This window comes from Streptomyces sp. NBC_00210, assembly GCF_045160975.1.
Taxonomy (GTDB): domain Bacteria; phylum Actinomycetota; class Actinomycetes; order Streptomycetales; family Streptomycetaceae; genus Streptomyces.
Genome location: NZ_CP108120.1, coordinates 2,565,580 through 2,580,407 on the forward strand (window position 1 = coordinate 2,565,580; position 14,828 = coordinate 2,580,407).

The 14,828-nt window shown below is 69.5% G+C and carries 11 protein-coding genes; 5 read left to right on the forward strand and 6 right to left on the reverse strand.

What is annotated here, in order from left to right:
• Positions 1-133: 133 nt before the first annotated feature.
• The gene (locus OG729_RS11475; RefSeq protein ID WP_405805838.1) at positions 134-3,985 is read right to left on the reverse strand and encodes an endo-alpha-N-acetylgalactosaminidase family protein; all 3,852 of its coding nucleotides are present in this window, start codon (positions 3,983-3,985) and stop codon (positions 134-136) included.
• 233 nt (positions 3,986-4,218) lie between these two features.
• Here OG729_RS11475 and OG729_RS11480 point away from each other — a divergent pair, with 233 nt between their 5' ends.
• Positions 4,219-5,430: a glycoside hydrolase family 64 protein gene (locus OG729_RS11480; protein ID WP_405811110.1), complete on the forward strand. Its 1,212-nt coding sequence runs from the start codon at positions 4,219-4,221 to the stop codon at positions 5,428-5,430.
• Positions 5,431-5,529: 99 nt separating this feature from the next.
• Here the strand turns inward: OG729_RS11480 and OG729_RS11485 are convergent, their stop codons facing one another.
• Together OG729_RS11485 and OG729_RS11490 are read right to left on the reverse strand one after the other, a co-directional pair.
• The gene (locus OG729_RS11485; RefSeq protein ID WP_405805840.1) at positions 5,530-7,200 is read right to left on the reverse strand and encodes an FAD-dependent monooxygenase; all 1,671 of its coding nucleotides are present in this window, start codon (positions 7,198-7,200) and stop codon (positions 5,530-5,532) included.
• Positions 7,201-7,348: 148 nt separating this feature from the next.
• On the reverse strand, positions 7,349-7,861 hold the full coding sequence (locus OG729_RS11490; RefSeq protein WP_360877612.1) for a hypothetical protein: 513 nt from the start codon (positions 7,859-7,861) through the stop codon (positions 7,349-7,351).
• A gap of 237 nt (positions 7,862-8,098) precedes the next feature.
• Here OG729_RS11490 and OG729_RS11495 point away from each other — a divergent pair, with 237 nt between their 5' ends.
• The 3 genes from OG729_RS11495 (at position 8,099) to OG729_RS11505 (ending at position 9,903) form a co-directional block, all read left to right on the forward strand.
• Positions 8,099-8,719 (forward strand): YceI family protein, encoded by a 621-nt coding sequence (locus OG729_RS11495; RefSeq protein WP_405805841.1) that lies wholly within the window; start codon positions 8,099-8,101, stop codon positions 8,717-8,719.
• A 144-nt stretch (positions 8,720-8,863) separates the two neighbouring features.
• Positions 8,864-9,685 (forward strand): Scr1 family TA system antitoxin-like transcriptional regulator, encoded by an 822-nt coding sequence (locus OG729_RS11500; RefSeq protein ID WP_405805843.1) that lies wholly within the window; start codon positions 8,864-8,866, stop codon positions 9,683-9,685.
• The gene (locus OG729_RS11505; RefSeq protein WP_405805845.1) at positions 9,682-9,903 is read left to right on the forward strand and encodes a DUF397 domain-containing protein; all 222 of its coding nucleotides are present in this window, start codon (positions 9,682-9,684) and stop codon (positions 9,901-9,903) included. The genes OG729_RS11500 and OG729_RS11505 overlap by 4 nt, the downstream gene beginning before the upstream one ends.
• Positions 9,904-9,910: 7 nt before the next feature.
• Here OG729_RS11505 and OG729_RS11510 read toward each other — a convergent pair whose 3' ends face one another.
• Positions 9,911-11,242 (reverse strand): hypothetical protein, encoded by a 1,332-nt coding sequence (locus OG729_RS11510; RefSeq protein ID WP_405805846.1) that lies wholly within the window; start codon positions 11,240-11,242, stop codon positions 9,911-9,913.
• Between the two features lie 14 nt (positions 11,243-11,256).
• Here OG729_RS11510 and OG729_RS11515 point away from each other — a divergent pair, with 14 nt between their 5' ends.
• Positions 11,257-11,448, forward strand: a complete 192-nt coding sequence (locus tag OG729_RS11515) for an RICIN domain-containing protein (RefSeq protein WP_405811111.1) — start codon at positions 11,257-11,259, stop codon at positions 11,446-11,448.
• A 25-nt stretch (positions 11,449-11,473) separates the two neighbouring features.
• Here the strand turns inward: OG729_RS11515 and cimA are convergent, their stop codons facing one another.
• Positions 11,474-13,072, reverse strand: a complete 1,599-nt coding sequence (gene cimA, locus OG729_RS11520; RefSeq protein ID WP_360877625.1) for a citramalate synthase — start codon at positions 13,070-13,072, stop codon at positions 11,474-11,476.
• A 360-nt stretch (positions 13,073-13,432) separates the two neighbouring features.
• Entirely contained in the window at positions 13,433-14,755 is a 1,323-nt protein-coding gene (locus OG729_RS11525) for an MFS transporter (RefSeq protein WP_405805848.1), read from the reverse strand.
• Between the last annotated feature and the right edge of the window lie 73 nt (positions 14,756-14,828).

Genomic DNA, 14,828 nt, shown 5'->3' on the forward strand with positions numbered 1-14,828 from the left:
TCACAAGGCTTTCAATGGGCATGACAGATGAGGAATGGAAAGCGCTTGCCCCTCGGTTTCCGCATCTGCACGAGGGGCAAGCGCCGTTCAGTGGGGCAGTGCTGTTCAGGCAGTGCCGGTCAGGCAGTTCCGGTCAGCCGGCGCAGTGGAAGCGGGCGCTCCCCCAGTCGGCGTGGTCATTGCCGTTGCCGTCACCGCCGTCGCCGACGACCAGGTCGGCATACGAAGCACCGGTGACGTCCGCCGTGAGCTGCCAGGCGGCGTCGGCGGCCCTCAGAACAGGCGACTTCACCTTCTCTCCGCCGTCGGCCACCACGCTGAACTGCACACTGCCGCGCGAGGTCTGGACGTCGTCCACGCCCACCTCGGCGGTGAAGGACGTGCACTTCCCGCCCAGGTAGTAGCGGATCTTCGCAGGGGCGTGGGCGCCGAGCCCCTTGGCGTACGCCACTCCCCCGATCCTCAGCGGACTGCCGTCGCCCGTCCCCGTCTCGCCGTTGGAGACATCGCGCTCGACGGGCCCCCAGCCGTTCTCGGCCGACGTCCAGTCGATGTCACTGGCCCAGGCATCGGTGGTGGGCGGTGGCGGAAGAGTGCGTACGGAGGTCGAGGCGGCGAGCTTCCGCGCGGACCCGCCCACCGTGTACGACGCCTGCGAACCGAGCGTGTACGTCTGGTACTTGGCGTCCGCGGGCGGCGTCACCTGCCAAGTCCCGCTCGCACTCGCACCCGGCGCGACCGAAGCGAAGGCCACCGGGCCCGCAGGCTCCGCCGTCCAGCCCTCGGGGAGCGTGAGCCCGACCGAGACATCGCTCACCGCGCTCGTCTCATCATTGGTGAAAGCGGCCTTGACCTCGTTCTTCCGGCCCGGCTCCAGGGTCCCTCCCGCGGTGACGGCCAGCGTCGCGCACGCCGACTGCTCGGCGGCCGGGCCGAGGTCGGTGACCGTGAATCCGTCGAGCACGAAGTCCGCGCCGTCCGGGGCGTCCCCGCGCTTGCGCAGCCCGGTCCAGGTGTCCCCGCAGCCCGCCGTGACACTCTCGTCGAAGTGGGCGGTGGCGCGTTGCTGCCCGATGGGCGTACGGCGGGTCTCGACGGATCCGCCGGTGGCCCGGTCGTAGCCCGTGACCCATTCGTACGCGCCCGCGTGGCTCGACTGGTAGTCGTACTCGACCCGGTAGCTGTGCCCGTTCTTCATCGGCACGGACCAGGGCGCGGTGCGGTAGACGAGTCCGGCGTTCTCCTCGTGCGACTTGAGGGACTCGCCGCCGCCCAGCACATCGTCGATCAGCTTCCCGTTCCAGCCCGCCTGGGTGTACGGGGCGTGCTTCTGCGCGATGTGGGTGCGGGGGTCGGTGACACCGCCGGCGTCGCCCTTGAGGAAGGGCCCCCAGCCCTGGTCGACGGCCTCGAAGTCCTCGTACGCGACCGTGCCCGGCTTTGTCGCGGGTGCGTTCTCGACGACGCGTACGTCATCGACGCGCACCCTCGCCCCGCTGCCGCCCGCCGCCTCGATCCTGAACGTGGTGCCGTCGGCCGGCGCGGTGAAGTTCACCTTGGCCCGCTGGAAGGAGGTGCCGTGCCGGTCCGAGGCTGCGACCTGGTCCTCGGCGCTCGAGCGCTCGACCGTCACGGACGAGCCCCCGGCGGTCAGGGTCGTACGGCGCTCCTTGCCCGGCTGGACCTCGATCCAGGCGGACGCGGTGTAGCGCTTGCCCGCCTGAAGTCCGTCGAGCCGCTGGGAGAGCGAGGCGGCGGCCGTCCCGCTGAGTGCGGCGCTGTTGCGGCCGTGGTCGTCGGTGTCGCGCGCGACCGTGCCCTGCTTGGACCAGTCACCGAGCCGCGCGTCGTTGAACCCGGGGTCGGCGACCGGGCCGCCTTCGCCCCACTCGGGGTCCTGCGGCGACGGCGCCCGGTCGGGATACAGGACGTACGGCTGCCCGGCGGTCGCTTTCAGCGTGATCCGGCCGTCCGCGGGCCGTACCGTGCCGGTCTTCACCCGCCCGTTGTCGGTCAGCTTGTACACGGTGTACGAGGAGGCCCCGGTCACCGCCCAACTGCTCGTACCACCGGCCTTGTTGTAGTGGTAGAGCTTCTTGCCGCCGTCCCACGGGAGCAGATACGCGTCCCCGTCCAGCACCTTGCGCCCGTGGTCGTAGAAGGTGCGGCGGCCGTCCTCGACCGTGCCGCGCACGCCGCCGGTGAAGGTCACGTCATTGCCGTTCCAGCGGGTGATCCGCTCCTGCTGGAGGTATTTGGCGGGCAGATCGCGCTGCCAGACATTCGCGTAGAAGGCGTTCCAGTCGTTCTCGCCGGTCCAGCCCTCGAAGTCCTGCAGGGCACTCTGGCCGAGGACGGGGTGGCTGTTCCAGACGTCCTTCTCGCTGTTGCGGATGAACCGGATGATCCGGGAGTTGAGGCCCTTGTTGGTGGGCCCTCCGTAGTCCAGGTCATTGGCCCAGTGCGACCAGAGCGAGGCACGCTCGAATTTGTCGGCCCACTCGGTGCCGACGTTCCAGCCCTGCGCCTGCACGGCCTGCATCGTCTTGTCGGCGATCCAGCCGTGCGTGTAGTACACATCGATGTAGAGGAAGGAGAGGTTGCGGTCGGTCTCGTCCCTCAGCTGCTGGAATCTGCGGGCCAGATCACCGCTGTTGATGTCGCGCCGCTGGTCGATGTAGTAGCTCTGGTTCAGCCAGTTCCAGCCGGGCTTGGTCCTGTCGACGAGGGTCTCGTCGAAGTGGTGCGCCTCCGGGTACGACTCGGTGGCGTTGACGTGCACGCCGAAGGTCGCTCCCCACTTCTTGCCGTCTTTCAGCAGCGTGTTGAGATCCCCGAGGCCCCCTGCCCGCTTGTTGTAGTTGCCGCCGTAGTCGGGGTGTGCGGAGTCGTGGCCCTCGGAGCCGTACCCCTTGAGCACTGCCAGCTGCCCGAGACCGTCCGTGGCCAGCGAGATCCGCTTGACGTCGTCGAGGGTGCGCAGGAAGGGGTGGGTGGCCTGGCTGGCGAAGTTGAACGGGATATGGGTGATCACGCGGTCGGGCGTCTGCTCGCTGCCCGGGGCCCTGACGCCGATGGTGCGGAAGGCGACCGCGCCGTCCTGCCAGTCGACCAACTTGTCGCCGTTGGCGTCGGGCGTGACGACGACCTTCGCCCAGGGGAGGTCCTTGCCGGTCTCGGGCTTCGGCGCGCCGCTCCCCCGGTAGGTCCACTGGCCCGACCAGACGCCGACGCGGGTGCTGCCGTCGGCCGCCTTGCGCGCCTGGCGCCACAGGCGCGCGTCGTCGCCGCCCGTCGGGCCGCTCGGCTTGTCGTACGAGGAGTTGGACTCGACGGCGGCCGCCAGCCGGCCCGTGTTGACGATGGCGTACGAGGCGCCGACCGGGGCCGCGTCCGCGGGCGTCGCCGCCGTGACCTGCCCGAAGACATCCGCGGTCTTCGTCGAGTCCGGGTCGAGGCGGGTGAAGGCGGTCGCTGCCCCCGCGTCCGTACTGCCGACCGAGACGAGGTCGTGGCCGGGGATGTCGAGGGTGCCGACGCGGAAGGCATCGGTGTCGCGGACCGCGGTGACCTTGAAGGCGGTGGTCCGGCCGGAGACCGAGATCGTCGCGTCGATCTCGACGCCGGGCAGCTCGGCGAAAGCGAGGGTGTACGCGGCGCTCGACGCCGTGACGACGGGCTCGCCCTTCAACTGCACGGCATACGCCTTGCCGTTGAGGGTCACCGCGGTCACCGGGGCCGTGCTGCCGAGGAGCACTGCCCCGCCGGCCCGGTCGGTGTACGAAACAACCCTCGGGAAGTCCTTGGCGACGGCGACGGAGAGCTGACCGGAGCGGATGACGGCGGTGGCCCCGGAGGAGGGCGCGGCAGCAACGGCACCGGGTCCGGACGGGGGCGCGGCAGCGGCGGTACCCGGTCCGGCCAGGGCGAACACGGCGGATGAGGCGGCTGCAAGCGCGCACGCCGCACGGAGTCTTGGTGGCATGGGGACTGAGTAGCCCGCCCCTCTCGCCACCGTCAACGAAGTCGTACGCCGAGGCGAGCAGCAGTCCAACAACCGCCGCGCGATAGTCCAAGTCGTCTGTCGGGTCGTCAACTTATGAAGCGGGAAAAATTCTGAGAGCGCTCTCAGTCACAACTATTGACGCCCGCTGCCGTCGTCGTGAGAGTGGTGGACACCCCCACGAGCACAGGAGTTCACCCGTGATATCCCGCAGAATGTTCCTGTCCGGCACCGCCGCGGCCGCCACCGCGCTCAGCTACCCCCTCTGGGGAAGCGCTCTCAGCCCGCGCGCCAAGGCCGCACCCCCCACCTGTGAACTGGCCCTGGAGAACAAGTCGTTGCCGGGCCAGGTCAACGCGTACGTCACCGGCCACGAGCAGGGCACCGGCCGCTGGGTGCTGCTCCGCCCGGGCGGCGGCGTCTACTACCCCCAGTCCCCGTCCGCCCCCCACACCCCGCTCCCCGTCGACTGCGCCATCCCGCTCCGCGCGGCCGGCGCCGGGCCGGTTGTACTGACGCTGCCTCAGATGTTCGGCGCCCGCGTGTACTTCGTACGCGACAACAAGCTCGACTTCTTCGTCAACCCCGGCCCCGCCCTGGTCGAGCCGGCCTTCGCGACCCCCGCCGACGCCAACTACGGCCGCACCTGGTCCTTCGCGGAGTTCACCTTCAACCCGTCGCAGCTGTACGCCAACATCAGCTATGTCGACCTGGTGACCGCCCTCCCCATCGGCCTCACGCTGACCGGCGACGCCACGCACCGGGTCGCGCCGCTGCCCGGCGGCGCGCTCCAGAAGATCGCCGACGGCCTGGTCGCCCAGAAGGGCCGCGACGGACAGCCCTGGGACAAGCTCGTCGTCCGCGGCTCCGGCGGCCAGGTCCTGCGGGTGATCTCACCGCAGAACCTGATGGCTCCCTACTTCGACCGGCCCGCAGAGATGCCCTTCCGCAACGTCTTCGACGGCTACATCAACCAGGTCTGGCAGAAATACCGCACCACGGATCTGCGGATCGACCTGCAGGGCGGCCGCGGGATACGCACCGGACGCGTCAATGGTGACGTGCTGACCTTCACCGGCGGCCACACCTTCGCCAAGCCGACCTCGAAGGACATCTTCACCTGCAACCACGGGCCGTTCACCAACAACCCCGGCGACTCCGACGACAAGAAGGGCCTGCTGGCCAGGCTCGCCGCCGCGTTCAACCGGACGACCCTGCTGACCCATCCCGACCAGCCGAACAGCGCGACCGCGGCCGACTACTACCGCGACCCGGCCACCAACCACTGGTCGCGCGTAGTCCACGCCAACACCCCGATCGGCTACGCCTTCCCGTACGACGACGTCCGTCCGGACGGCCAGCCGGACGTCTCGGGCGCGGCGTACGACGGCAACCCGCGGCGCTTCACGCTGACCGTCGGGAGCTGACGGCGTGCGGGTGCCCGGCCGTACCAGGGGGCGGCAGGTCACCCGCACGCACAGGACGCCACCCGCGCGGACGGCAACAGCCGGTCCGCCTGAGCGGGATCAGCGCTGGGCGGTCTCGGCGAAGGTGGCCGCCAGATGGGCGGCCAACGGCTTCGGGGCCGGCGGGCAGAGACGGGCGCCGAGGTAGCCGTCCGGGCGGATCACGAAGGCCGTCGGCTGCTCCGCCGCATAGAGGCGGGCGAACTCGCCGCGGCTGTCGCGGTAGGCCGGCAGGAGGGTCGCGTCGGCCGGGGCGTCGGCCTCCAGGACCACACAGGTCTCCACCCGGCCGCCGGAGGACTCCCGCGCCGCCTCGGCGAGTTCGTCGAGCCCATTCCCGTGCCCATTCCCGTGCCCATTCCCGTGCCCGTGCCCGTACAGCAGCAGTACGTGTCCGCCGCGGTCCCGTAGGAGGTCGTACAGGCGCATCGGGTAGGTGGCGATCTCGCCGGTGAGACCGCCGCAGTCCGGGGCCCGGTCGCCCGGCCGCGGTCCCGGGCCGTCGCCGGAAGGGTCCGCGATCGGGCTGCCCCGGTAGGAGACGAGCAGTTGCGCCTCGCGCAGCATCAAGGTCGCCGGATCGGCGGGGTCGGCCTGGATTCCCTCCGAAGCATGCCGCACGGTGCGGCCGACAACCTCCTCGCCGACCGGCCGGCGTTCGGCGTCGTAGCTCGCGAGCAGATCGGGGTGGGCCGCCCCCTCGACCGCCAGGGCGAGCTTCCATGCCAGGTTCCAGGCGTCCTGGATACCTGTGTTCATGCCCTGGGCGCCCGTCGGCGGGTGGATGTGCGCCGCATCCCCGGCAACGAAGACGCGCCCGTCGGCATACCGGTCCACGAGCCGGTGGCTGATGCGGAACACCGAGGCCCAGCGGATGGCGGAGGCGGTCGTCGGCCGTGGCGACAGCCGGTCCAGGACGGCCTGGATGTCGGGAAGCGCGGGGGCCCGGCCGCCCTCCAGACCGTGCGCCACCCCGTCGGGCGCCCCCGCGGCCTCGGCCTGCCGTGCGGTCGAGAGCTCGGGCGGTACCAGCATCGACATCCGGTAACGGCCCGAGCCGGGCAGCGGGATGCAGACCAGCAGGTCGTCGATCGCGCCGTCGCCGTTCCGGTGCATGGCGCGTACGCCGTACCCGTGCGGGAGGTCCCAGTCGACCTCCACGTCGGCGAGCATGTACTCCTCAGGGAAGGCGCCGCCCTCGAAGGTGAGCCCGAGCCCCTTGCGGACGATGCTGTGCGCGCCGTCGCAGCCCACCAGGAACCGGGTCCGTAGCTCTTCCTCCGCGCCGGAGGGGGTACGCAGGCGGCTGGTCACCCCATCGGCGTCCTGGGCGAACGACACCAGTTCCGTGCCGCGCTCGATCCCGGTCCCGTACCGCGTCAGGAACTCGTCGAGGATGCGCTCGGTCTCGTACTGCGGCAGCGCGGCGAAGCCGTACGGCACCTCGGGCGGCAGGACGAGGTCGATGCGGGGCTGCTCGGCGCCGTTGACGTACATCAGCTGCCCGCGCATCGGGACGGCCGCGTCCAGGGCGGTGCGGACCAGGCCCATCCGGTCCCAGATCTCCAGGGTGCGCGGCTGGATGCCCACGGCCTTCGCGAACGGCAGCCGGGCGGGCAGCCGGTCGACGATCCTGCACGAGACTCCGCGCCGGCGCAGCTCCGCGGCCGCGGTCAGGCCGACCGGACCGGCGCCCGCGACCAGTACGTCCGTTGCGTAGGTGTGCGCCACTGGCGCCTCCCTGGCGTGCGGCCCCGTACGAGGCGGTGCACCTCCATGGTCGCCGGTCGTCCGGCGGTCGGCATCCCGTCCGGCCGTACCCGCCGCCCGGGCGCGAGTCCGTGCCCGGGCGGCGGGTGCCGTAAGGGCGGGGTGGGGCTCAGCAGCCGCCGCAGTTGTAGTACGTCACGTCCCAGTGGCTGCCCTCGTCCGCGTAGATGTTCCCGGAGCCGGACTTCCACTGCGGGGCGCCGTCGCCGGGGCGCGCCCCTATATAGGTGAAGGTGTTCTTGATGTAGTTCCCGACGCACGTGTACTTGCTGTAGTCGAGCTTGTAGCCGTTCCAGTGCGAGTACGTGCCGCCCGCGTGCCCCGCCTCGGTGCCGCCGGTGATGTTGAGCGCGCAGCCGCTCGCGCTCTTGAGGGTCTGCGCTCCCTTGGCGGTGGCGAGGTTCAGCTGCTCGAAGGACGTACACGACGGGTTGTTCCGGTCGGAGCAGCCGCCCGACGAGGACCAGGTGATCCCGGACGAGCGGAACATCGAGGTCGCGGTGGCATGGCTGATCTTGGTGACCGCGTGTGCGTCGGTCGCGCCGCTGATGACACCGAATCCGGGCGCGAAGAGCGCGCCGGTGACGAGCGCCAACGCGGTTGATACGGAGCGGATTTTCATGGGGGATCCCTCCTGCTGATGACTGATGACCCTTGAGGACCGGTGGATTCCTGTGGGACGGCCGTGCAGGTGGAGCAGGGAGATGGTGCCCGAGTTCTACGCGCGTCCGAAAGAGTGCGGCTGCGTCCTCCGGGTGAACCCTTCGAGAAGTTGTTGAACTTTGAAGGGAATGGGTTTACTGTCGATGTCGTTGAAGCTTAAACAACACGCCACCCCGTCCCCCCAAAGGAGCGCGTCATGGGTCTCTTCAACCGCAAGTCCGACACCGCAACCGCCACTGCCGCCACCGCCACCGCAGTCGCCGTCGACCCGGCGCTGGCCGCCCTGACCGGCGACTACAACATCGACCCGGCCCACAGCAGCATCGGCTTCACCGTCCGTCACGCCATGGTCACCAACGTCCGCGGCTCCTTCGGCGACTTCTCCGGCAGCCTGCACCTGAACGGCACCGACCCCCACCACTCCACCGCCGAGATCGACGTCAAGATCTCCAGCATCGACACCGGCATCGCCGACCGCGACGGACACCTGCGCAGTGGTGACTTCTTCGAGACCGAGCAGTACCCGCTGATGACGTTCCGCTCGACCCACGCCGAGCAGCTCGGCGGCGACTCGTACCGCATCACCGGCGACCTGACGATCAAGGACGTCACACGCCCGCTCGCCATCGACCTGGAGTTCAACGGCTCCGCCACCGATGTGTACGGCAACGAGCGCGTCGGCTTCGAGGGCAGTGCCGAGATCCTGCGCTCCGACTGGGGCCTGACCTGGAACGCGGCGCTGGAGACCGGCGGCGTGATGGTCAGCGACAAGGTCAAGCTGAACTTCGACATCTCCGCGATCAAGCAGGCCGCCTGAGGCTGCTTGCTTTAGATCCCACGAGCGCGCCCGCCCTGCCGTCCCCCGCGGCCGGGGCGGGCGCTCTGTCATACGCACCCGTACAGAGGTTTTGTACGGGTGGTGACGGGTCAAGTGCGGTGCGTGGCGGGAAAGGGGGACCTCATGCACTCGGCAAAGCGGCCCAAGCGGGTCACCTCATGGCATCTGATCGGCGCGCAGCTCGGCGTCTTCCGCAGAGCGGCCTGTATGACACAGGGCGAGCTCGCGAGGCAGCTGGGTGTCGTCGAGGAGACGATCGCCTCGATCGAGCAGGGGCGCAGAGCGCTGAAGCTGGACCTCGCGCTGAAAGTCGACGAACTGCTCGACACGAAGAAGGCGTTGCAGACCGCGGTGGAGAAGGTGCCGCAGCGGGAGCGGTTCCCGTTGTTCGCGCAGGACCTGGTCGAACACGAGCAGGAGGCGCTGACCCTGCTCTGGTACGAGAATCATGTGGTGCCGGGGCTGCTTCAAACCGAGGAGTACGCCCGCGCGGTCTTCGGCTGCCTCTATCCGCCCCTCGAAGAGGAGGTGCTGGAGGAGTGGGTGTCAGCCCGCCTCGACCGGCAGAGAGTCTTCGAGCGCAAGCCTCGACCAATGGCCAGTTTCCTGCTGGAGGAGACCATTCTGCGCCGGCCCATCGGGGGGCGCCGCGTGCTGCGTAACCAGATCCAACACCTGCGGCATTGCGCCGAGCTCCCCTTTCTAGGGCTGCAGATCATGCCCACCTCGCGGGAGTCGCACGCCGGACTAGCGGGCCCAATGGTGCTGCTTGAGACTCCTGATCACGATCAACTGGCTTATATCGAAGGCCAGCTGGTCAGCTTCCTCCATGATGATCCAGACAAGGTGAGTGTCCTCGCACAGAAATATGGGATGCTGCGATCGCAGGCCCTCACCCCCGAGGAGAGCATGGGTCTGCTGGACGATCTGCTAGGAGACTCATGAACTGGTTCAAGTCCAGTTACAGCAGCGACCAAGGCGGCGCGTGCGTCGAAGTCGCTTACGACTGGCGGAAGTCGAGCTACAGCAGCGACGAAGGCGGCGACTGCGTAGAGATCGCCGCCCACCCCCTCGCCGTCCACATCCGCGACTCCAAGAACCCCACCGGCCCCGTCCTCACCGTCACCCCGGACGCATGGGCCGCCTTCCTCGCCGAGCGGTGACCGGGGCCTAGAACCCGCCGCCCCCGTCGAAGCCACCACCGCCGTCGAAGCCCCCACCGCCGCCCCAGTCGCCGCCGCTGAAGTCGGACGAGTTGAAGTCCGCGCCGGAGTAGTCGCCGCCGCTGAAGTCACCGCCGCCGTAGTCCGCCGCGTACGCAGGGGTCGAGAGCATGGTGCCCAGCAGCGTGCCCACCAGCAGGCCCGGCAGCAGGCCGCCGCCGAAGTAGCCGCCCGCCCAGGGTCCGTACGCCGGTCCCGCCTCCCAGTACGGGCGGCGGCCGGATTCCGTCTCGACGGTGCGGGCCATCGGGTCCTGGCCGTCCTCGATACGGGCCGCGTCCGCGGCGCAGACCGGGACCTCGCGGGAGGTGCCGGCCACCGGGGACCAGGAGACGTCGGCGACGGAAGGACCGTGGCGCGGGTCGAAGAAGCAGGGCGCCCGGCGGTCCGGCACGGGCCGGCCCGTGCGGCGCGCGTCCAGGACCGCCAGCGAGAACCGGCCGTCCTCCAGGGCCTGGGTGACCCCACGTACGTCACTGGGGTGTTGGGCCGATCCCATCAGGGACTTCGCCCTGTCGTACGAGTCGAGTGCGCGTTCGTAGTCGGCGCGCATGGCGTCGTCCGCGCCCTTCTCCGAGGGGTGGAAGTCGAGCCGGTCGAGCTCCTCGCCGAAGGCCGTGATGTCCTCGTCGACGACGACCCGGAGCTTGTCGAGTGCGGCCCGTTCCTCCGCAGCCTTCTTCTGGCGCTTGCGGTTGATGACGATGTACGCGCCCGCGCCGCCGGCGGCCAGGACCACGCCGAGCGTGATCAGGGAACCGGCGTTCGCGCCGTTGTCGGAGCCCGTGCCCCAAGAGGAGGGGGCGCTGCCGCGCAGCTGGGGCAGTGCCTGGTCGACGAAGTTGTTCAGCTGGGTCGCGGCGTCGGCGCCGGGGGGCGTCTTGACCGCGGTGACCAGATTCTGTACGGCCTGGTGCGACATGACGCTGCGGTCCGCGCCCGCGTTGAAGCCGTTGCCGAGGCGGATGGCGTACAGGCCGGTGATGCCGGTCTCGGTGCGGAGGTTCCGCAGGACCGTATCCGCGGGGAACTGGGGGCCCGTGGGCAGCACGGCCACGAAGAGGGGCTTGTCCGCGTCCTTGATTTTCTTCGCGAGGGCGTCGGCGTCGGCCTTGGAGAGCTGGCCGGCCGCGCCGGGGTCCACATAGACGGGACTCTGCTTCAGCGCCTGGGCCGCGTCCGGCACCCCAGCGGCGCTCGCTCCGGGAGCCAGGAGCACCAGTAGGAACAGTGTCAGCGCCGCGAGGGCCGACAGCAGGGAAAACGGCCTCGTCCTCATGTCTCTGACGCTACCTGAAACCGGTCAAAAGCGGAGATTGTACCGATCACTGCGCGGAGCGGCTCACGGTGCCGAGCCGGGATCTGGCGATCGTCCCGGCCGACAAGTGCCTGGACGTCTCGGACAACTCGTCGGCGAACGGGGCCCGCGCACAGATCTGGACGTGCACCGGAGCCGCCAACCAGAAGTGGCGGCTCCAGTTCTGACCTGCGCGGGCCATGTCTGCGAGGGCTACTCGGCCGGTTCGACGCCGGCGCGCAGCAGACCGTAGGTGTACGCGTCCTCCAGGGCCTGCCAGGAGGCGGCGATGACGTTCTCGGCGACGCCGACCGTGGCCCATTCGCCGCTTCCGTCGCCCGTCGTGATCAGTACGCGGGTGGTGGACTCGGTGCCGTGGCGGCCTTCGAGGATGCGGACCTTGTAGTCGATCAGCTCCAGCTTGGCGAGCTGCGGATAGATCTTCTCCAGGCCGACGCGCAGCGCCCGGTCGAGTGCGTTGACCGGGCCGTTGCCCTCGGCGGTGGCGACGATGCGCTCGCCCTTGGCCCACAGCTTCACGGTGGCCTCGTTGGCGTGGGTGCCGTCGGGGCGGTCCTCGACGATGGCCCGCCAGGACTCGATCCGGAAGTAACGGCGGGCCCGGCCCTCCGCCTCCTCGCGCAGCAGCAACTCGAAGGAGGCGTCCGCGGCCTCGTAGGTGTAGCCCTTGAGCTCGCGCTCCTTGACCCGCTCGACGACCCGGCCGACGAGCTCACGGTCGCCGCCGAGGTCGATGCCGAGCTCTTTGCCCTTGAGCTCGATCGAAGCACGCCCGGCCATGTCGGAGACGAGCATCCGCATGGTGTTGCCGACCAGCTCGGGGTCGATGTGCTGGTACAGGTCCGGGTCGACCTTGATGGCCGAGGCGTGCAGTCCGGCCTTGTGGGCGAAGGCCGAGACACCGACGTAGGGCTGGTGGGTGGAGGGCGTGAGGTTGACGACCTCGGCGATGGCGTGCGAGACGCGGGTCATGTCGGCCAGGGCGCCCTCGGGGAGGACCTTCTTGGCGTACTTGAGCTCCAGGGCGGCGACGACCGGGAAGAGGTTGGCGTTGCCGACCCGCTCGCCGTAACCGTTGGCGGTGCACTGGACATGGGTCGCGCCCGCGTCAACCGCGGCCAGGGTGTTGGCGACGGCGCAGCCGGTGTCGTCCTGGGCGTGGATGCCGAGGCGTGCGCCGGTGTCGGCGATGACGGTGGAGACGACGGCCTGGATCTGGGCCGGGAGCATGCCGCCGTTGGTGTCGCAGAGCACGACGACGTCGGCGCCCGCGTCGGAGGCGGTGCGGACGACGGACTTGGCGTACTCCGGGTTGGCGCGGTAGCCGTCGAAGAAGTGCTCACAGTCCACGAACACGCGGCGGCCCTGTTCGCGCAGGTAGGAGACGGTGTCGCGGACCATCTCCAGGTTCTCTTCGAGAGTGGTCCGCAGGGCCAGCTCCACATGCCGGTCGTGCGACTTGGCGACCAGCGTGATCACCGGCGCGCCGGACTCCAGGAGCGCCCTGACCTGCGGGTCCTCGGCGGCTTTGGCGCCCGGGCGGCGGGTGGCGCCGAAGGCGACGAGCTGGGCGTGCTTGAAGGTGATCTCCTGCTGGGCGCGCGAGAAGAACTCCGTGTCACGCGGGTTGGCGCCGGGCCAGCCGCCCTCGATGAACCCCACGCCGAAGTCGTCCAGGTGCCGGGCGATGGTCAGCTTGTCCGCGACGGTGAGGTTGATGCCCTCGCGCTGCGCGCCGTCGCGCAGCGTGGTGTCGAAGACATGAAAGCTGTCGTCGGTATCCGTGGTCATGGCTGAATTGACTCCTGTCGGATTCGTGGCTCCTGAAGTACTGGATCCACTTGCCCCCATCTTCGCGCGGCTCGTTCCCGGCCAGGGTGAGGCCGTAAAACGAAAAAACCTCTCGCGGGTGCGAGAGGTCTGCGCGCGGGTCTGGGGCACGGTGTCCGCCGTCGTATGTGGTGGTACGAGGCGGTCACTGAGGACCGGCGCGCTTGCTGCCCATAATCATGGCGAACGTAAGCACGGTGGCAGTTTGCCACAGCCGGGGGGTGCGGTGGACCGGGGTCTCACAATGCGGGCGCCCGGGGTGCGCGGGGCGGGGCGGGCGACCGGGCTGCGCCTGCGGCGGACGTTGGGAAAAAGCACCTGTCAGGGGACCCGGGACGCCGCCGGGGACGGGGTCACCCCTGGCGCCGTCTCCGCCACCCGGTTCAGGTCGATGTCCCGCGTCTCCCGCATCGACAGGTACACCACCAGCGACACCGCCGCGCATCCCGCCACGTACCAGTAGAACCCCGACTCCACCCCCGCGTTCTTGAACCACAGCGCCACATACTCCGCAGTCCCACCGAACAGCGCGTTGGCGATGGCGTACGGAAGGGCCACGCCCAGCGCCCGCACCCCCGTCGGGAACAGTTCCGCCTTCACACACGCGTTGATCGACGTGTAGCCGGTGATCACAACGAGTGCGAGCAGCGAGAGACCCAGCGCCGGCCAGAAGGAGCCCGCGTGCTTGAGCATCGTCATGATCGGCACGGTCAGGAAGGTCGAGCCGACCGCGAAGGTGATCAGCAGCGGGCGGCGGCCGATCCGGTCGGAGAGCTTGCCCGCAAGCGGCTGCAGGCAGGCGAAGACGATCAGCGCGCAGAAGGACACCAGGGTCGCGGTCTGCTTCGGCAGGCCCGCGGAGTTGGACAGGTACTTCGTCAGGTAGGTCGTGTACGTGTAGTACGCGACGGTCCCGCCCATCGTCAGCGCAATGACCAGGAACGCCTCCCGCTTGTGCGCCCACAGCGCCTTGATCGTGCCCTTCTCGCCCGCGGGGGTGTCATCGCCGGACTCCTCGTACACCTCCGTCTCGAGCATGTTCCGGCGCAGATAGAAGACGACGGCAGCGCCGAACGCGCCGATGATGAACGGGATGCGCCAGCCCCAGCTGTGCAGCGCGTCCGAGGACATCGTGCGCTGCAGGATGATCTGGAGGCCGAGACCGATGATCTGGCCCGCCGTCATCGAGACGTACTGGAAGCTGGAGGCGAAGCCGCGGCGCTCGGGCGCGGAGGCCTCGGTGAGGTACGTCGCGCTGGCCGCGTACTCGCCGCCCACGGACAGACCCTGGAGCAGCCGGGCGACCAGCAGGACGGCGGCTCCGCCGTAGCCCGCGACCCCGTACGTCGGCGCGATCGCGATGAGGACGGCGGAGGCGGACATCAGACTGACGGTGAGGGTCAGCGCGGCTTTGCGGCCCTTGCGGTCACCGACCCGGCCGAGCAGCCAGCCGCCGACCGGGCGCATGAAGAAGCCGACGGCGAAGATGCCCGCGGTGTTCATGAGCTTGGCGGTGTCGTCCCCCTCGGGGAAGAACGCGCCTGCGAAATACGTGGCGAAACTGGCGTACACGAACCAGTCGAACCACTCCACCATGTTGCCGGCCGAGCCGACCCAGATCTTCTTCCAGTGCTCTCGTCCCATGATCGAGACCGTGCCGGAATGATCTTGAACGGGCAAGGGCGCCGAAGGCAACGATCGGGAGTACTTGCGTGCG